The sequence below is a fragment of the Fredinandcohnia quinoae genome, assembly GCF_022427965.1.
Classification (GTDB): domain Bacteria; phylum Bacillota; class Bacilli; order Bacillales; family Bacillaceae_L; genus Ferdinandcohnia; species Ferdinandcohnia quinoae.
Map to the genome: position 1 here is coordinate 1 of NZ_JAKTTI010000057.1, position 18,247 is coordinate 18,247.

Sequence of the window (18,247 nt, forward strand, 5' to 3'; positions counted from 1 at the left end):
CGTACGTACGGTGGTGTGAGAGGTCGGGGGTTAGTCACCCCCTCCTACTCGATTTGTTCGGCTTCTTTTATAACAAAAGGAAGATAATGCTTATATGCACGATATCCTGCCCACATACTGCCGCCACCAACCACTAAGAAAACAATACCAACAATTGTTGAGACTGTAGATGGGTGTAGGAAAATTGTATTAATGGCAAAAAGAAAAACAAATACACCAAGTGCAATACTAGACTTTGCTGACAGCCACTGTTTTTCAACAGGACGATTTGAACGGAAGTATTTTGTTTTATAATAGAGATAGAATGCAAAGGAAAATATGATGAGAACTACAAGAATAGGCATGGTGAAAACTCCTTAAACTTTTTAGAAAGCTATTCCTATTGTAACGGGAAATTAGCTGAAATACTAGTAATTAGAATGTGGCAATTTTGTGTGTATGTGATTATTAATGTTCTCGTTTATTTTACAAGTTCAATTTTTAAGGTAATTTCCAATGTAGTACCCATAACAATAACATATACCTGTAATTTATATTTTTTCTCATCTATTTCATACGTCTTATTTTCAATAGCTTTTATAAGTAACTCCTTCGTATTTGATATACTTTCAACATCTTCTCCGATTAGATGATTAAGATCCTCTTTCACCGCTGTTCTAAGACTATGAGTAATAAAGGAATCAAGGTTATTTTTTTTGTTTTTAATAATATCAATTTTAAATTCCTGAATTTTTAACTTCTTTTTATTTTCTTCATTCAGCTTCTCTTTGTCAGAAAGTAATGTGTCCCGATATTCTTCTAGTATTTTAATATCACCTTGTTGTTTCGTAATAAGTAATAGTTGTTCTTCCTGCAACACTCCAAATTGATATAAAAAGACAAACCAACTAATTAAAGCACCAACCGCAACACCCGCAAAAAATCTCTGCCAACCTGGTTTTTCGTATAATGGTGGAATCCGCATTATGTCAGATGCTCCTGTGTAAACCATTCAATAATCTTCCATCCAGTTTGTGCGCCGCCCATAGCAGATATAATTAATAAAAATTGTTTGAATATGTCTTTTGTTTGTCCCAAAAAAATTCCGCGTTCAAAGCTATAAAAGGCATCAAATGTACCGCCAATTGCTGCAACAAGTGCCCAAATTTTTAATTTCCCGGCCAGTCTGAAGATGGTGGCTAATGGTGGCTGTTCTGACATGAATGCTCCCAAGCCGCCAATTAATGCTCCACCAAGCAACACCCCGAGAGCGATAAAGTAACTTTGAATAAATGTCGACATAAAAGGTTCTTTGAACTCCATAATGTCACCCTTTCTATGATTCTAAAAAGGGATCATCCTTATTAAACCCCTTACTTTCATTTATATGGACAAACATAAAAAAGTATGTTTCTTTCGTTTGTTGTCATTCTATTGATTCAGTGACTATAATGATAAGTAATAATAAGAACGTATATTTGAAAGGTGTGATTTGCTTGCCTTTTGTTCATCTCCAAGTAAAAAGTGGGTATAGCCTGCTATCTAGTTCTGCAAAAGTTGAAAGGATAGTAGAAAGGGCTAGTGAATTAGGCTATAAAGCATTAGCTATTACTGATGAAAATGTCATGTATGGTGTAGTCCCTTTTTATAAAGAATGCAAAAAACATGGAATAAAACCGATTATTGGTTTAACTGTTTCTGTTATTTTAGAAAATGATGATTTGAAAGAAGCACATCCGATGATACTCCTTGCTAAGGATAATCAAGGTTATCGAAATCTCTTAAAAATTAGTAGTGCAATCCAAACAAAGTCTAAGGATGGCATTCCGAAAAGATGGCTTACAAGCTATCGTGATGGATTAATAGGAATATGTACTGGGCAATCAGGAGTATTAGGGCAGGAACTACTGAAAGATAATGATAGTCAAGCTAGAAATCTCATTCTTCAATTTAAAAACATCTTTCAGGAAGGTTGCTTTTACTTAGGAATACAAGACCATTTGGTTAAGGAAGACAGAATTCTTAATGAGAGCCTAATTGAGATTAGCAAAGCTACGAATATCCCTCTCGTGGCCACAAATGATGTGCAATATATTGACAGAAGCGATTCTTTTGCACATGAATGTTTGTTATCCATTAAAAATGGGACAAAGTTGTCTGATGATGAACGTGAAAAACTACCAAGCGATGAATTCTATTTGAAATCATCAACTGAAATGATTGAATTATTTTCTGATCTACCTGAGGTAATCGAGAATACAAATATAATTGCTGATCAATGCAATGTTGAAATTCAACTGGGTAGCTTTGCTTTACCGAAATATCCAGTGCCAAATGGAGAGTCTGCTGATGAATATTTATCGCGGATATGCCTAAAAGGTTTGCATGAACGGTATAAAGAAATAACGGATGAACATTTTGAAAGACTTAACTTTGAATTAGAAGTTATTAAAAAGATGAATTTTAGTGACTACTTCTTAATTGTTTGGGATTTTATGAAGTATGCTCATGAACAAGGAATATTAACTGGACCAGGTCGGGGTTCAGCGGCTGGATCTATCGTTGCATATGTCTTACATATAACAGAGGTTGATCCTATCAAGTATTCACTCTTATTTGAACGATTTTTAAATCCAGAAAGAATCTCAATGCCCGATATTGATATTGACTTTCCTGATAATCGTCGAGATGAAATGATTGAATATGTTGCAAAAAAATATGGACAGCTGCATGTTGCACAGATTATTACCTATGGTACGTTGGCGGCTCGTGCAGCTCTTCGTGATATTGGACGAGTAATGGGCATTTCAACAAAGGAAGCAGATTATATTGCGAAGCAAGTTCCAGGAAGAATCGGAATTTCTCTGAAACAGGCATATGAAGAGTCTAAGCCACTAAGGGATTATATTAATAATGTTGAGCTTGGCAGAAAAATATATGAAACAGCCCTTAAAATTGAAGGACTTCCAAGGCATACTTCTATCCATGCTGCTGGAGTTGTCATAAGTGAACAACCTTTAACCGATTTAATTGCGATTCAGGAAGGGCATAATAATGTGTTTATAACGCAATTTTCTATGGATATTCTTGAAGAAATAGGTCTTTTGAAAATGGATTTTCTCGGACTACGGAATCTTACTTTATTGGATAATATACTAAAATTGGTTAAAAGGAGTACAGGAAAGACGCTAGAACTTTCCGAGATTTCATTACAAGATCAGAAGACATTTTCAATTCTTGGAAAAGGAGACACAACTGGAATCTTTCAATTGGAATCCTCCGGTATGAGAAGCGTGCTTGCACGTCTAAAACCTAGCGCTCTTGAAGATATCGTTGCGGTTAATGCTCTGTATCGTCCTGGTCCAATGGAGAATATTCCAGTGTATATTGCTAGGAAGCATAAAAAAGAGATGGTTCAATATCCACATCAAGATCTTGAACATATTCTTGAAAAAACAAATGGCGTTATCATATATCAGGAACAGATTATCCAAATTGCATCAACAATGGCTGGATTTAGTTTAGGAGAGGCTGATTTATTAAGGAGAGCAGTAAGTAAAAAGAAAAAAGAAGTGTTAGATAAAGAAAGGACCCATTTTGTGAATGGAAGCATAAAAAAAGGATATGACAAGAAAGTAGCAAATGAAATTTATGATTTAATTGTTCGGTTTGCAAATTATGGCTTTAACCGAAGTCATGCGGTTGCCTATAGTTTGATAGCTTACCAACTTGCCTATTTAAAAGCGAATTATCCACTCTTTTTTTATTCAGCACTCCTTACAAGTGTTGTTGGGAATGATGAAAAAATAGCACAATATATCCGTGAAGCGAAGCAGAAAGGGATAAGCATACTGCCTCCATCTATCAATAAAAGTTTATTCCCGTTTTTAGTCGAAAAAGGTGCAATACGATTTAGTTTAGCTGCGATTAAAGGGGTAGGTGCTGCAACATTACGAGATATTATTGAAATTAGAAAAAAGAAAGCATTCACTGATTTATTTGATTTTTGTATTAGAATTCCGGTTCGAAATATGAATAGAAGAACTGTAGAGATGCTTATTTATTCAGGGGCATTTGATGAGTTTGGAGAAGATAGGGCTACTTTATTTGAATCCCTTAGTGTAGCGATTGATCATGCCGAACTTGTCAGTCCAAAGGACCAAAATCAACATGATTTATTTTTTGATGATGGATTTGATCTAAAACCGAAATATGTGAAGGCTGTGCCTTTGAAGTCTGTTGATAAGCTAATGTTTGAAAAAGAAGCGCTTGGTTTTTACTTATCAAGTCATCCGATTAGTCCATTCACTACGTATTTGAATAATATAGGGGCAACTTCTATTTGTAATCTTCCAGAGGTAACACAAAGAAAAGTAGACGTTGGTGTATTTGTAACAAATGAAAGAACAATTCGTACAAAAAAAGGGGAGATTATGGCCTTTTTAACGGTGAGTGATGAAACTGGAGATATAGATGCTGTAGCTTTTCCGAATGTTTATACACAATACGGTAAGCTATTACAAAACGATAATTTGGTTTTAATAAAAGGAAAGGTTGAGAGTAGGAATAATCAGCTTCAGTTCATTATAAATCATGTAGAAGAACTAACTGACCAAAACATTATCGCAAATAAAGTACTAACAACCCTGTATTTAAAGATTGAATCAGAGCAGCAAGCCGATCTTATTTTTGGAGAAATAAAAGAATTGCTAAAAAGCTGCTCGGGTTCTACTGAGGTTGTTGTACATTTCGAGAATCCCAAAAAGACAATCAAGCTTCAAGAGGAGTTTTTTGTAAATCCAACTGAGGAATTTATCGAACAATTAAAGGATTTATTGGGGGGTCAAAATGTTGTTCTGAAATAATATCCTCTTTTACATCCCCTATATTTATGTTATATTGTTAATATTGTTGGTGTGGTCTGACCACCTCGTATATACCAATTATAATGGCCTTTCTTAATACTAGGGAGTGAAGAGAAAATGACTTTAAGAGAAGAAGCATTGCATATCCATTTGATTAATAAAGGGAAACTAGAATCAAAATCTAAAATACCAGTGCGTAATGCAAAAGATTTAAGCCTTGCATATTCTCCGGGTGTAGCCGAACCTTGTAAGGCAATTTATGATGATAAGAATAAAGTATATGATTATACGATGAAAGGTAATATGGTAGCTGTTGTATCAGATGGTACAGCTGTACTAGGGCTTGGAAATATTGGCCCAGAGGCTGCTCTCCCGGTTATGGAAGGAAAGGCAGTTCTATTTAAGAGCTTCGCAGGTGTTGATGCATTTCCAATTTGTTTGAACACAACAGATATTGAGAAAATTATTGAGACGGTCAAATTATTAGAACCGACTTTTGGTGGGGTAAATCTTGAAGATATTGCTGCCCCTAACTGTTTTGTAATTGAAGAGCGTCTAAAAAAAGAATCCAATATACCTATTTTCCACGATGATCAACATGGTACTGCTATTGTTACTGTTGCTGGCCTAGTAAATGCGCTAAAACTAGTAGGAAAGAAAATGTCCGATGTAAGAGTAGTTGCCAATGGAGCAGGTGCAGCGGGAATTGCAATTATAAAATTATTATATCGCTATGGAGTACGTGACATTATTATGTGTGATTCTAAGGGTGCTATTTTTGAAGGACGCACCTTTGGTATGAATAAGGTTAAAGATGAGGTCGCAAAGTATACGAATAGTGGGCGACTAGAAGGTACGCTTCAAGATGTATTAAAGGATGCTGATGTATTTATTGGTGTGTCGGTTGAAGGTGCTTTAACACCTGAGATGGTTAAAAGCATGAATCAAGATCCGATTATTTTTGCCATGGCTAATCCTAATCCAGAAATTATGCCCGCAGATGCTATGGAAGCTGGAGCTAAGGTTGTTGGTACTGGACGATCTGATTTTCCTAATCAGGTAAATAATGTTCTTGCATTTCCGGGGATTTTTCGCGGTGCATTAGATGTTCGAGCAACTCATATTAACGAGCAAATGAAAATTGCTGCAGTTGAAGCAATTGCTTCACTCGTTTCGGAAGATGAGTTAAGTGCAAATTATGTAATACCAGCACCATTTGATCCTCGAGTTGCACCAGCTGTTGCAGCAGGAGTTGCAAAAGCAGCAATGGAGACAGGGGTTGCAAGACTTACTGTTAATCCTGAAGAAATAGCCGAGAAGACAAGAAGATTGGCGATAATCGGACAAGGTGAATAACTAGTGAATTCTTCACCAGGACCTAAAGTATATATAGAAATTGTAAATCAAATTCGTTCAATTATTAATGAAGATGCCCTTACTGTTGGAGATAAACTTCCATCTGAACGTGAATTATCAGAACGGCTAAAAGTAGGCCGTTCTTCTGTTAGAGAGGCCCTTCGTTCACTAGAATTGTTAGGATTAATCGAAACAAGACGTGGTGAAGGAACATATCTTAGAGATTTCGAGGATCATCAATTCATACAAGTGCTTGGAACATTTATTTTACAAGGTGATAAAACAAAAAATGACCTGATTGAGACGAAAACTGTCCTTGAGCGTAGCTGTATTGAATTAGCATGTGCTACTAATTCGAAGGAATATTTTTTTGCCTTAAAGGATTCCATCAGAAATACGGATGATTTGGAAGATTTCTTTTTTAAAACATTATTTGAAGCTACGAATAACCGACTATTGCTCCGTATTTGGCTTATTGTTAATGAATATATGAAAGTGCTTCGAACGAAACAATTATATTCTACGTACATAGAGGATTTTGAGGACATACTTAACGGACTAATAGAAAGAAATGTTGAGAAAGCACTATATGCGTATGAGAAAATGAGGACAAAGGAAATTGTCGATTAATCTACGACATGTTTCTACAAAAAACTGTGTTCAAATTCGTTAAAGTATAAGTACATGCTTTTTTGGCAACTTTTGAAAAAGAGCTTTAATTACTTCAACAATAGCAGGTAGTATTTATATACAAATACGCCAACGCGCATTTGATTGAGAAAGTGAGGAGGTTTCTGTTTGCTAAAAGACTTTTTTGTAAAAAAGAAAAAATATGCTTCGATTCCATCGGAACAAGCAAATCAAGATGTTCCACACGGTATAATGAGCAAATGTCCAAATTGTAAAAAAATCATGTACACGAAGGAATTAAATAAAAATGACAAAGTTTGCATGAATTGTGATTACCATTATAGTATGACAGGATACGAAAGAATTGAGAGCCTGTTAGATGAAGGAACATTTTTCGAGTATGATAAGGAAATGGTATCTGAAAATCCACTTCAGTTTCCTGATTATTTGGAGAAACTGGAGAAGGATAAAAAGAAAACAGGTATTAATGAAGCAGTAGTGACTGGAGAAGGTAAGTTAAAAGATAAACAAGTAGTAGTTGCAATAATGGATGCCAGCTTCCGAATGGGAAGTATGGGTACAGTTGTTGGTGAAAAAATAACTCGAGCCATTGAACGTGCAATGGAGTTAAGAGTTCCATTTCTTATTTTTACTGCATCTGGAGGGGCTAGAATGCAAGAAGGCGTCTTGAGTTTAATGCAGATGGCAAAAACTAGTACTGCACTTAAAGTTTTTAGTGATCAAGGCGGACTTTTTATTTCGGTTATGACCCACCCAACTACAGGAGGTGTATCTGCTAGTTTTGCTTCATTAGGAGATTATAATTTTGCAGAACCAGGAGCACTAATTGGATTTGCTGGGAGAAGAATAATTGAACAAACCATTCGTGAGGAGCTACCAGAGGACTTTCAAACTGCTGAGTTTTTGCTCAAGCATGGCCAACTAGATGCTGTCATTCATCGTCATGAAATAAGAGATACGCTAGCAAATATCGTGGATATTCATCATGTTGGGGGTGACATGAATTGGTAAGAGAACTAGAGTTTGAGAAACCCATCGTAGAATTGAAAAAAAAGATTGCTGAATTACGAGAATATACGAATGATACTGATGTAGATTTATCTGATGAGATAACAAAGCTCGAGGCTAGGTTAACCAAGTTGGAAAACGATATATATGAAAATATTAGGCCTTGGGATCGCGTTCAAATAGCTAGACATCTTGCACGTCCAACAACACTTGATTACATTGAGAATCTATTTACAGATTTCTTGGAATGTCATGGTGACCGACTATTTGGCGATGATGAAGCAATCGTTGCTGGAATTGCCAAGTATCATGGCTTACCTGTTACAATCATCGGACACCAACGAGGAAAAGATACAAAGGAGAATATTCGTAGAAACTTCGGTAGTCCTCATCCAGAAGGATATAGAAAAGCACTAAGACTAATGAAGCAAGCTGAGAAATTTAATCGCCCAATTATCTGCTTCCTTGATACGAAGGGAGCATACCCAGGGAAATCTGCTGAAGAACGTGGACAAAGTGAAGCGATTGCTAGAAACTTATTTGAAATGGCTGGATTCACTGTTCCGATTATTTGTATCGTTATCGGAGAAGGTGCAAGTGGTGGTGCACTTGCGATTGGTATAGGGAATCATATACACATGCTTGAGAATTCTTGGTATTCAGTAATATCTCCAGAGGGTGCTGCGGCATTACTATGGAAGGATGCAGGTGAAGCGAAAAGAGCCGCTGAATCAATGAAAATTACTGCACCAGACTTAAAAGAATTAGGTATAATAGAAGAAGTTATTCCCGAAGTTCGAGGCGGCGCACATCGGGATTTGCAAGAACAAGCAAAGCTAATTGACGTTGTATTAAAGGATTCTCTCACATCTCTACGAAAGCTGAGCAAAGATGAATTAGTTAAACAACGATATACTAAATATAGAAAAATTGGCCAACTACAAATGATTGATGAGTATATAACTGTTCAATAGCTTATGAGCGTGCGTCCTTCACATTTTGTGAGATGCACGTTTTGCTTTTGATTTTAAAAATTTTAAATACTATTAATTGTTACAATACTATCAACAAAGTTGTTTTCAAGAATCCTTCGTGTTATGTTAAAAATATTAAAAACATGAGTATGAAGTAATAGCAATAATGCAAAAAATAAAGGCAATTTCGTTATTTACTTTAGCTTATTTTTATTAAAATTTGAGGTGGGAATTATGAAGAAAATTGGAGTTTTAACAAGTGGTGGCGATTCACCAGGGATGAACGCAGCAGTCCGTGCAGTCGTTCGTAAAGCAATATACCATGATGTAGAAGTATATGGAATCTATCAAGGATATGCCGGTCTAATTTCTGGTCAAATAAAAAAAATGGAAATTGGAACTGTTGGCGATATCGTTCATCGTGGAGGAACTATTTTATATACGGCGAGATGCGATGAATTTAAAACTGAAGAAGGGCAAATGAAGGGAATTGAACAGCTTCGTAAGTTTGGAATTGAGGGATTAGTAGTTATCGGTGGAGATGGCTCATTTGCTGGAGCAAAAAAGCTAACTGAACATGGTTTTCCGTGTGTTGGTGTCCCTGGAACAATCGATAACGACATTGCAGGAACAGACTTTACGATTGGTTTTGATACAGCGTTAAATACTGTTATTGATGCGATTGATAAAATTCGTGACACAGCAACGTCACATGAACGTACATATGTAATTGAAGTAATGGGAAGACATGCAGGTGATCTCGCATTATGGTCTGGTCTAGCAGGTGGAGCTGAAACAATCCTAATACCTGAAGCTAATTTTGAAATGGATGATATTGTTGCAAGATTAATTAGAGGTCATGAGCGTGGCAAAAAACATAGTATTATTGTAGTTGCTGAGGGTGTCGGTAGTGGTGTCGATATCGGAAAGCAAATACAAGAAGCAACAAAATTTGAAACTAGAGTAAGTGTTTTAGGTTATATCCAACGTGGGGGTTCGCCAACTGCATTTGATAGGGTTCTAGCTAGCCGTTTAGGTGCTAAAGCAGTAGAACTATTGTTAGAAGGCAAGGGTGGACGAGCAGTAGGTATTCAACAGAATAAAATTGTTGACCACGATATTTTAGAAGTACTTGATAAAAAACATACGATCGAAGAAGATATGTATGTACTTTCAACAGAACTTTCTATTTAAAGTATTTTACTGGGATATAAGGCAAATCGCAAAAATTGCGAATATGCTTTGAGGAGGAAATATAATGAGAAAAACAAAAATAGTATGTACAATTGGACCTGCAAGTGAAAGTGTTGAAAAACTAACACAGCTTATGAATGCTGGTATGAATGTTACGAGACTAAATTTTTCACATGGTGATTTTGATGAGCATGGTGCGAGAATAAAAAACATCCGCGAAGCAGCAAAGGCTACAGGGAAAACAGTTGCTATTCTATTGGATACAAAAGGTCCGGAAATTCGAACTCATACAATGGAAAATGGAGCAATTGAATTAATAGAAGGTTCAGAAGTAATCGTATCAATGAATGAGGTACTTGGAACGGTAGAAAAATTTTCAATTACATATCCTGGTTTGATTAAGGATGTTCATAAAGGCTCACGAATCCTCTTAGATGATGGACTTATTGGTTTAGAGGTTCTTTCAATCGATCATGAAAAGTCTGAAATTTCAACTAAGGTATTGAATAGTGGAGTTCTTAAAAATAAAAAGGGTGTCAATGTTCCAGGTGTAAAAGTAAATCTACCAGGAATTACTGAAAAGGATGCACAAGATATCATTTTTGGAATAAAACAAGATGTAGACTTTATTGCGGCATCTTTTGTTCGTCGTGCATCAGATGTTTTAGAGATTCGTGAATTACTCGAAGAACATAATGGAGCTTCGATTCAGATTATCCCTAAAATTGAAAATCAAGAGGGCGTAGATAATATTGATGAAATTCTAGAGGTATCTGATGGATTAATGGTCGCTCGTGGAGATTTAGGAGTTGAAATTCCTGCTGAAGAAGTACCACTTGTTCAAAAAGAATTGATCAAAAAATGTAATGCACTTGGAAAGCCTGTTATTACTGCAACCCAAATGTTAGATTCAATGCAAAGGAATCCAAGACCAACTCGTGCAGAAGCAAGTGATGTTGCTAATGCGATATTTGACGGAACAGATGCGATTATGCTTTCAGGTGAAACTGCAGCGGGTACATACCCTGTTGAGGCAGTAACTACAATGCATAACATTGCATCTCGTGCAGAACAAGCGTTAACATATAAAGAAATTCTTTCTCAACGAAGCAAAATATCTAAGACAACGATTACTGATGCAATTGGACAATCGGTTGCACATACTGCGTTAAATTTAGATGTATCTGCAATTGTTACTCCTACTGAGAGTGGTCATACTGCAAGAATGATTTCAAAATATCGTCCAAAGGCACCTATTGTCGCGATTACAGCAAACGATTCAGCTTCTAGAAAGCTTTCTCTTGCATGGGGTGTATATCCTAAAACAGGTCATGAAGCAAAGTCTACTGATGAAATGTTAGAAGTATCCGTAGATGAAGCACTTAATACTGGTATCGTAAAACCAGGCGATTTAATTGTAATTACTGCAGGTGTACCAGTTGGGGAGAGTGGAACAACTAATATAATGAAGATTCATGTTGTTGGTGATGTCATTGTTAAAGGTCAAGGAATCGGCCGAAAAACTGCATATGGCAAAGCAGTAGTTGCAAATAATGGTGATGAAGCAGTTAAGAAAATGCAAGATGGAGCTATTCTTGTAGCTCCTTCAACCGACCGTGATATGATGAATGCATTAGAAAAAGCATCCGCTCTTATTACAGAAGAGGGTGGACTAACAAGCCACGCTGCGGTTGTAGGACTTAGTCTAGGAATTCCAGTGATTGTTGGTGTAGAAAATGCTACGACAGTTCTTAAGGATGGTCAAGAAATAACTGTTGATTCAGCGCGCGGTATTGTGTATGAAGGGCATGCTAACGTGTTATAATAAAAAATTACGTAAAGAGAAGGGTTTCCTTCTCTTTTTTTAATTACTTATCATATAATATAGACAAGCTGATATTGCTTATAAGGGGGAGGAGTATGTGAGAGTACTATTAGCACTTATTATTATTGTCCCGGCAATGGAAATTGGGTTATTGATATTTTCAGGAAAGATGATAGGGGCTCCAAGTACAATCCTTCTAATTATTTTGACAGGAGTACTTGGAGCATGGCTGGCGAAGAAACAAGGCTTAGAAACTCTTCGTAAAGCACAAGAACAAATGAGCTATGGACAAATGCCGGGCTATGCAATAGTAGATGGGATTTGTATACTAGCTGGTGCAATTTTTTTGCTTACACCAGGATTTATTACTGATTTAACAGGATTATTATTATTAATACCTCAAACTAGATCCTTCATTAAGCCGTTTATTGGGAAGTTATTTCAAAGGATGATCAATAAAGGACAGTTTACATTTATTAGACGATGAAAAAGCCATTGAATTCAATGGCTTTTTCAATATCCAGCACTAAGCTGCTGCTACTATTTAACCTCTTGTTTCCCAATAATAAATTCCCATATTTCTCCCAAGACTCCGGTTGAATGTAATGTTTTTATGACAACAAGCGTAACTGGACCAATAATCAAGCCTAAGAAGCCAATTAATTTAAATCCGACGAAGAGAGCAATTAGTGTTGCTAGTGGATCTAAACCAATACTGGATGAAAGAATTTTCGGTTCCATAATTTGTCTTTGTACAACGACAATGAGGTATAAAACACCTAATCCGATTGCAAATTGTATATCTCCACTGAATGCTGCATATATAATCCAAGGAACAAACACTAGTCCTGTCCCTAAATAAGGGAGTACATCAACAATGCCTATTATTAATGCGATTGTTATGGCATATTCCACTCTTAACACTAATAACCCGATTAATACGATAACGGCTGTAATTGAAATTAGTGTTGCTTGAGCCTTTATAAAACCAAATAAAGCCTTTTTTAGCTCCAAAAATACTGATCTACTACTAGTTCTTGCTTTTGCTGGAATGAATCTCTGACCAATTTTAATGAGTTTTTCCCAATCTTTACTTATAAAGAATGTTGCTAGCATTGAAAAAATGATGACTGTTGCTGCATTAGGCAACCATCCTAAGATCTCAGGTATAATCTGGAGGAGTGATTGGATGAATTGACCTACATTCGTAGTAATTGTTTTCCCGACATTTTGGATATTTTCCATTATCGATTGTTGCTGTCCTGTGTCCAGATTATCAAACATATTTGTTAATTGCTGATAGAGAGGTATTAGTTGACCAGCAATCAAATCCTCTATATAGATGACAAGCTTTTCAAAATGATCTGGAACTACCTTTGATAGATAATTTGCTCCAGAAATAATTTCAGCTATTAATAATGTAAGTAAGCCAGCAACAATAGCAAAAACAATGATAATTCCAAGAAAAACTGCTAAGGATCGCGGCATTTTTCCTTTTCGTTCGAAGAAATTTACCAATGGATTAATTAAAAATGCAATAACTAAAGCAAAAATGAATGGATAGGTTACGCTAGAAATCAAATATACAAGTACTGCTCCAATTACTATTAAAGTAGCAACTAATAGAAAACGGAGAAAACGATATATGTAATTAACATTCAATCAATCTTGCTCCTCTCTAAAAATTTTCCTTTTTATTTTATAGTCACTTGTATAGCTTGAAAAGTAATACGTAATAAGGAATAATAAGTTCCCATTATGGAGAAAAAATTTTTTATATGATATGATAAATTACAGTAGCAAGTAAAAATTTCGAGGAAAAAATGCAAGAATAGACATCATAGACAATATCAATTTTATGAATAAAAAATAAGTTGAATTACAAAAAGTGTATATTTTTCAAATAAAAAGCTTTTTTGTAATAATATTTTTATCAGCATTACAGTTCTTTTGATTCACAAGAGTCTGATAATTGATTATAATATAACCTAGGATTGCATCTTTTCCTGTATATTTTATATACTTGCAACGTTAAAGTTTAAATGGTCACGGAAATATTATTTTATTATCATGTGACTATATGAGCAAAGTACAAAATGAAAGCATTTTCTTTGAAATGTGTTTGCTTTGTGTTGGGAATGTTTTCCCTTGAGCAATCGCTCATTTTACCTCGAAGTAGTCAATGGGATATGGGGAAATTTTTAAAAGGAGAGGGTCTTATGACAGCAACAAAAGGTCTAGAGGGAATTGTAGCTACTACGTCCTCAGTAAGTTCAATTATTGATGACACATTAACGTATGCAGGTTTTAACATCGATGATTTAGCTGAAAATGCTAGTTTTGAAGAAGTTGTCTATTTATTATGGCATCGAAAGCTACCAAATAAAGGGGAATTGGTACAATTAAAGCAACAACTTGCTGAAAATGCGAGCTTACCACAGGAAATATTAGAACATTTCAAGACATATCCAATTGGCAAGGTGCATCCAATGGCAGCACTTCGCTCAGCTATTTCGTTATTAGGTTTATATGATGAGGAAGCAGATGTAATGGATGAGGAAGCTAATTATCGAAAAGCAATTCGTCTTCAAGCTAAGTTACCTACAATTGTAACTGCTTTCTCTCGTGTACGAAAAGGTTTGGAACCGGTTGCGCCGCGAACTGATTTAAGTTTTGCTGGGAATTTTCTATATATGCTTTCTGGTAATGAACCAAGTGATATTGCTGAAGAGGCTTTTAATAAAGCATTAGTTCTTCATGCCGACCATGAGCTTAATGCATCAACCTTTACTGCACGTGTATGTGTGGCAACACTATCAGATGTATATTCTGGGGTAACTGCTGCAATTGGTGCATTAAAAGGTCCACTGCATGGTGGTGCAAATGAAGCTGTAATGAAGATGCTTTCTGAAATTAGTGAAGTTGATAATGTTGAAAGCTATATTAAGACCAAACTTTCTAATAAAGAAAAAATAATGGGATTCGGCCATCGAGTATACCGTCAAGGCGACCCTCGTGCAAAGCATTTGAAGGCAATGTCAAAAAAATTGACAAGCCTAACTGGTGAACCAAAATGGTATGAAATGTCTACGAAGATCGAAGAAATAGTAACAAGTGAAAAACCACTTCCACCAAATGTAGATTTTTACTCAGCGTCTGTTTATCATAGTCTTGGAATTGATCATGATTTATTTACACCAATCTTTGCAATAAGTCGTGTATCAGGGTGGTTAGCACATATATTAGAACAATACGAGAATAATCGACTCATTCGTCCTCGTGCTGAATATACAGGACCTGGAATGCAAAAATATATTCCGATTGAACAAAGAGGCTAAAAATATAGTATGATATAAGATGTGTGAAAGAAATGAATCTTTTAAGAAGTTACTTTAATCATTCATTATTTTAAGTAACTTCTACTATCTAATTTAGGAGGAATACTCATGACTCAAGGTGAAAAAATTACAGTTACTAATGGAGTTTTAAATGTACCTAACAACCCAATTATCCCTTTTATTGAAGGAGATGGAATTGGTCCTGATATTTGGGCAGCAGCATCACATGTGTTAGAAGCAGCTGTTGAAAAAGCATATAATGGTGAAAAGTCAATTGTTTGGAAAGAAGTGCTTGCAGGGGAAAAAGCATTTAACCAAACTGGGGAATGGCTACCTGCAGAAACATTAGATGTCATTCGTGAATACATAATTGCGATTAAAGGACCTTTAACTACACCTGTTGGTGGTGGAATCCGCTCATTAAACGTTGCATTACGCCAAGAATTAGACTTATTCACTTGTCTTCGTCCTGTACGTTATTTCAATGGTGTTCCTTCACCAGTTAAACGTCCAGAAGATGTTGATATGGTTATTTTCCGTGAAAATACTGAAGATATCTATGCTGGAATTGAATATGCAAAAGGTTCTGAAGGTGTGGAAAAGCTTCTTAACTTCTTGCAAACAGAATTAGGTGTAAATAAAATTCGTTTCCCAGAAACTTCTGGTATTGGAATTAAGCCTGTGTCTGAAGAAGGAACGAAGCGTCTAGTACGTGCTGCAATTAATTATGCAATTGAACAAGGACGTAAGTCAGTAACTCTTGTACACAAAGGTAATATCATGAAGTTTACTGAAGGTGCTTTCAAGAACTGGGGATATGAACTTGCTGAACAAGAATTCGGCGATAAAGTATTCACATGGGCACAATATGATCGTATTGTTGAAGAAGAAGGTAAAGATGCAGCAAATAAAGCTCAAGCAGATGCTGAATCTGCAGGTAAGATTATTGTAAAGGATTCAATTGCTGATATTTTCTTACAACAAATTCTTACACGTCCACGTGAGTTTGATGTTGTTGCAACGATGAATCTTAATGGAGATTATATTTCTGATGCACTTGCTGCTCAAGTTGGTGGAATTGGTATTGCACCAGGAGCAAATATTAACTATGAAACAGGACATGCAATTTTCGAAGCAACACATGGTACAGCTCCGAAATATGCTGGCTTAGATAAAGTAAATCCTTCATCTGTATTATTATCTGGAGTATTATTGCTTGAACACCTTGGATGGAATGAAGCTGCAAAATTAATCATGGATTCAGTTGAAAAAACAATTGCATCGAAAGTTGTTACTTACGACTTTGCACGATTAATGGATGGGGCAACTGAGGTTAAATGTTCAGAATTCGGTAATGAGTTAATTAAGAATATGAGCAAGTAATTTAAATGCTAAAGTTGACTACCCTACTATATACTATTCTTATAGGGTAGTCTTCTGTATGGATAATAAAAAGGGAGGAATTTGTAATGAGTCAATTTACGCGTAAGAAAATATCTGTTATTGGTAGTGGATTCACTGGAGCAACAACAGCATTCCTTATTGCACAAAAAGAACTTGGAGATGTAGTTCTAGTTGACATTCCTCAAATGGAAAATCCTACTAAAGGGAAAGCGTTAGATATGCTAGAAGCTGGACCTATACAAGGATTTGATGCAAATATTACAGGTACATCTGATTATGCTGATACTGCCAATTCAGATATTGTTGTTATTACAGCTGGTATTGCTCGTAAGCCTGGGATGAGCCGTGATGACCTAGTTCAAACAAACCAAAAAATTATGAAAAGTGTTGCTGGAGAGATTGCAAAACACTCCCCAAATAGTTATATCATCGTATTAACAAATCCTGTGGATGCAATGACATACACAGTGTTCAAAGAATGTGGATTCCCGAAAAATCGTGTTATCGGTCAATCAGGAGTTCTAGATACTGCTCGTTTCCGTACATTCATCGCACAAGAGCTTAATCTATCAGTGAAAGATATTACAGGATTTGTCTTAGGTGGCCATGGTGATGACATGGTTCCACTTGTACGATACTCATATGCTGGTGGTATTCCATTGGAAACATTAATTCCGAAGGACCGATTGGATGCGATTGTAGAACGTACTCGTAAAGGAGGCGGAGAAATCGTAAATCTCCTTGGTAATGGTAGTGCTTATTACGCTCCGGCTGCTTCACTTGTGGAAATGGTTGAAGCGATTCTTAAGGACCAACGTCGTGTCATTCCTTCCATCGCATATTTAGAAGGCGAATATGGTTTTGACGGTATATACTTAGGCGTACCAACTATTCTTGGTGCAAACGGGATTGAACAAATCATTGAGCTTGAACTTACTGAAAGTGAAAAAGCAGAGCTTGCAAAATCAGCAGAGTCAGTAAAAACTGTAATGAATATCCTGGCATAAAAGTTTAGTAAGAATGATTCGGGGATATTCTCCGAATTTTTTCTACATAGGGTTTGGAAACGGTTTCATATTTTGTGGAGGTGTACAGTTCATCATGTTACTTGGAAAGAAGAGAAAATTAGGTAGGAAAATCGAGGAAATGTCTGTTGGGGAAAAACTGTCATTAACTGAGAAGATTGAAGACAAGGATTTGCTATTATTTTTAGGACTTACTAACGACTCAAATCCATTGTATATTCAACATGATTATGCTTCCCAAACACCTTTTAAAAAGCCAATCGTTCCTACAATTATGCTGACGGGAATAATTACTTCAGCTATCTCAAAATACTTACCTGGTCCAGGAAGTCACATTTTAAAACAAGAAATGAATTTTACAAAGCCAGTATTTCATTATGGCACTGTTCATTTTCTATTTGAAGTTACAAATGTTGATCAAATGGAGCATACAGTCGAAATAACAGTAACTGCAACAGACGAGGAAGAAGAAACTGTGATCGAAGCAAAAATAATCGTATGCCCTCCTCACCGGTTAGAGCCCATTGAAGGAAATATATTAGAAAACTTTTAACTGAAAAGAGAGGGTAACCTCTCTCAGATTGTCGACAAAAGGCACCGAGAGGAATCCCTCTCGGTGCCTTTTGTC

General features: G+C 36.0%; 16 protein-coding genes. 12 read left to right on the forward strand and 4 right to left on the reverse strand.

The features are described 5' to 3' along the window. Positions 1 to 44: 44 nt before the first annotated feature. The 3 genes from MJG50_RS21010 to ytrH all read right to left on the reverse strand — a co-directional run bounded on the left by MJG50_RS21010 (position 45) and on the right by ytrH (position 1,302). Positions 45 to 344, reverse strand: a complete 300-nt coding sequence (locus MJG50_RS21010) for a YtpI family protein (protein ID WP_240257739.1) — start codon at positions 342 to 344, stop codon at positions 45 to 47. A gap of 116 nt (positions 345 to 460) precedes the next feature. Further along, entirely contained in the window at positions 461 to 991 is a 531-nt protein-coding gene (gene ytrI / locus MJG50_RS21015; protein WP_240257740.1) for a sporulation membrane protein YtrI, read from the reverse strand. Further along, positions 964 to 1,302, reverse strand: coding sequence for a sporulation membrane protein YtrH (gene ytrH / locus MJG50_RS21020; protein WP_240257741.1), 339 nt, complete (start codon positions 1,300 to 1,302; stop codon positions 964 to 966). The genes ytrI and ytrH overlap by 28 nt, the downstream gene beginning before the upstream one ends. 173 nt (positions 1,303 to 1,475) lie before the next feature. Here ytrH and dnaE point away from each other — a divergent pair, with 173 nt between their 5' ends. The 8 genes from dnaE to MJG50_RS21060 all read left to right on the forward strand — a co-directional run bounded on the left by dnaE (position 1,476) and on the right by MJG50_RS21060 (position 12,339). Further along, entirely contained in the window at positions 1,476 to 4,844 is a 3,369-nt protein-coding gene (dnaE, locus tag MJG50_RS21025; RefSeq protein ID WP_240257742.1) for a DNA polymerase III subunit alpha, read from the forward strand. Between the two features lie 117 nt (positions 4,845 to 4,961). Beyond that, entirely contained in the window at positions 4,962 to 6,200 is a 1,239-nt protein-coding gene (gene ystJ / locus MJG50_RS21030) for an NADP-dependent malic enzyme (protein WP_240257743.1), read from the forward strand. A 3-nt stretch (positions 6,201 to 6,203) separates the two neighbouring features. Further along, on the forward strand, positions 6,204 to 6,830 hold the full coding sequence (locus MJG50_RS21035) for a FadR/GntR family transcriptional regulator (RefSeq protein ID WP_240257744.1): 627 nt from the start codon (positions 6,204 to 6,206) through the stop codon (positions 6,828 to 6,830). A gap of 168 nt (positions 6,831 to 6,998) precedes the next feature. After that, positions 6,999 to 7,862: an acetyl-CoA carboxylase, carboxyltransferase subunit beta gene (accD, locus tag MJG50_RS21040; protein ID WP_240257745.1), complete on the forward strand. Its 864-nt coding sequence runs from the start codon at positions 6,999 to 7,001 to the stop codon at positions 7,860 to 7,862. Further along, positions 7,856 to 8,833, forward strand: a complete 978-nt coding sequence (gene accA / locus MJG50_RS21045) for an acetyl-CoA carboxylase carboxyl transferase subunit alpha (protein WP_240257746.1) — start codon at positions 7,856 to 7,858, stop codon at positions 8,831 to 8,833. Before accD ends, accA begins: the two co-directional genes overlap by 7 nt. Positions 8,834 to 9,067: 234 nt before the next feature. Next, positions 9,068 to 10,027 carry a 6-phosphofructokinase gene (gene pfkA / locus MJG50_RS21050; RefSeq protein WP_240257747.1) on the forward strand — a complete coding sequence of 320 codons (960 nt, stop codon included), beginning with the start codon at positions 9,068 to 9,070 and terminating at the stop codon, positions 10,025 to 10,027. Between the two features lie 64 nt (positions 10,028 to 10,091). Beyond that, positions 10,092 to 11,852, forward strand: coding sequence for a pyruvate kinase (pyk, locus tag MJG50_RS21055; protein ID WP_240257748.1), 1,761 nt, complete (start codon positions 10,092 to 10,094; stop codon positions 11,850 to 11,852). 97 nt (positions 11,853 to 11,949) lie between these two features. Next, positions 11,950 to 12,339 (forward strand): FxsA family protein, encoded by a 390-nt coding sequence (locus tag MJG50_RS21060; RefSeq protein WP_240257749.1) that lies wholly within the window; start codon positions 11,950 to 11,952, stop codon positions 12,337 to 12,339. 53 nt (positions 12,340 to 12,392) lie between these two features. Here MJG50_RS21060 and ytvI read toward each other — a convergent pair whose 3' ends face one another. Continuing rightward, positions 12,393 to 13,514, reverse strand: a complete 1,122-nt coding sequence (gene ytvI / locus MJG50_RS21065) for a sporulation integral membrane protein YtvI (RefSeq protein ID WP_240257750.1) — start codon at positions 13,512 to 13,514, stop codon at positions 12,393 to 12,395. A 557-nt stretch (positions 13,515 to 14,071) separates the two neighbouring features. Between ytvI and citZ the strand changes: the two genes are divergently transcribed. The 4 genes from citZ to MJG50_RS21085 all read left to right on the forward strand — a co-directional run bounded on the left by citZ (position 14,072) and on the right by MJG50_RS21085 (position 18,172). Continuing rightward, positions 14,072 to 15,190, forward strand: a complete 1,119-nt coding sequence (gene citZ, locus MJG50_RS21070) for a citrate synthase (protein ID WP_240257751.1) — start codon at positions 14,072 to 14,074, stop codon at positions 15,188 to 15,190. Between the two features lie 108 nt (positions 15,191 to 15,298). Continuing rightward, positions 15,299 to 16,573 (forward strand): NADP-dependent isocitrate dehydrogenase, encoded by a 1,275-nt coding sequence (gene icd, locus MJG50_RS21075; RefSeq protein WP_240257752.1) that lies wholly within the window; start codon positions 15,299 to 15,301, stop codon positions 16,571 to 16,573. An 86-nt stretch (positions 16,574 to 16,659) separates the two neighbouring features. Further along, positions 16,660 to 17,601 (forward strand): malate dehydrogenase, encoded by a 942-nt coding sequence (mdh, locus tag MJG50_RS21080; RefSeq protein WP_240257753.1) that lies wholly within the window; start codon positions 16,660 to 16,662, stop codon positions 17,599 to 17,601. 94 nt (positions 17,602 to 17,695) lie between these two features. After that, complete coding sequence (locus MJG50_RS21085) at positions 17,696 to 18,172, forward strand: MaoC/PaaZ C-terminal domain-containing protein (protein ID WP_240257754.1); 477 nt, start codon at positions 17,696 to 17,698, stop codon at positions 18,170 to 18,172. Positions 18,173 to 18,247 lie beyond the last annotated feature (75 nt).

Bases quoted from the DNA above. Each gene is read 5' to 3' on its own strand.
- MJG50_RS21010 (WP_240257739.1), bottom strand. From the start codon at position 344: ATGCCTATTCTTGTAGTTCTCATCATATTTTCCTTTGCATTCTATCTC.
- ytrI (WP_240257740.1), bottom strand. From the start codon at position 991: ATGGTTTACACAGGAGCATCTGACATAATGCGGATTCCACCATTATAC.
- ytrH (WP_240257741.1), bottom strand. From the start codon at position 1,302: ATGGAGTTCAAAGAACCTTTTATGTCGACATTTATTCAAAGTTACTTT.
- ystJ (WP_240257743.1), top strand. From the start codon at position 4,962: ATGACTTTAAGAGAAGAAGCATTGCATATCCATTTGATTAATAAAGGG.
- pfkA (WP_240257747.1), top strand. From the start codon at position 9,068: ATGAAGAAAATTGGAGTTTTAACAAGTGGTGGCGATTCACCAGGGATG.
- pyk (WP_240257748.1), top strand. From the start codon at position 10,092: ATGAGAAAAACAAAAATAGTATGTACAATTGGACCTGCAAGTGAAAGT.
- citZ (WP_240257751.1), top strand. From the start codon at position 14,072: ATGACAGCAACAAAAGGTCTAGAGGGAATTGTAGCTACTACGTCCTCA.
- icd (WP_240257752.1), top strand. From the start codon at position 15,299: ATGACTCAAGGTGAAAAAATTACAGTTACTAATGGAGTTTTAAATGTA.
- mdh (WP_240257753.1), top strand. From the start codon at position 16,660: ATGAGTCAATTTACGCGTAAGAAAATATCTGTTATTGGTAGTGGATTC.
- MJG50_RS21085 (WP_240257754.1), top strand. From the start codon at position 17,696: ATGTTACTTGGAAAGAAGAGAAAATTAGGTAGGAAAATCGAGGAAATG.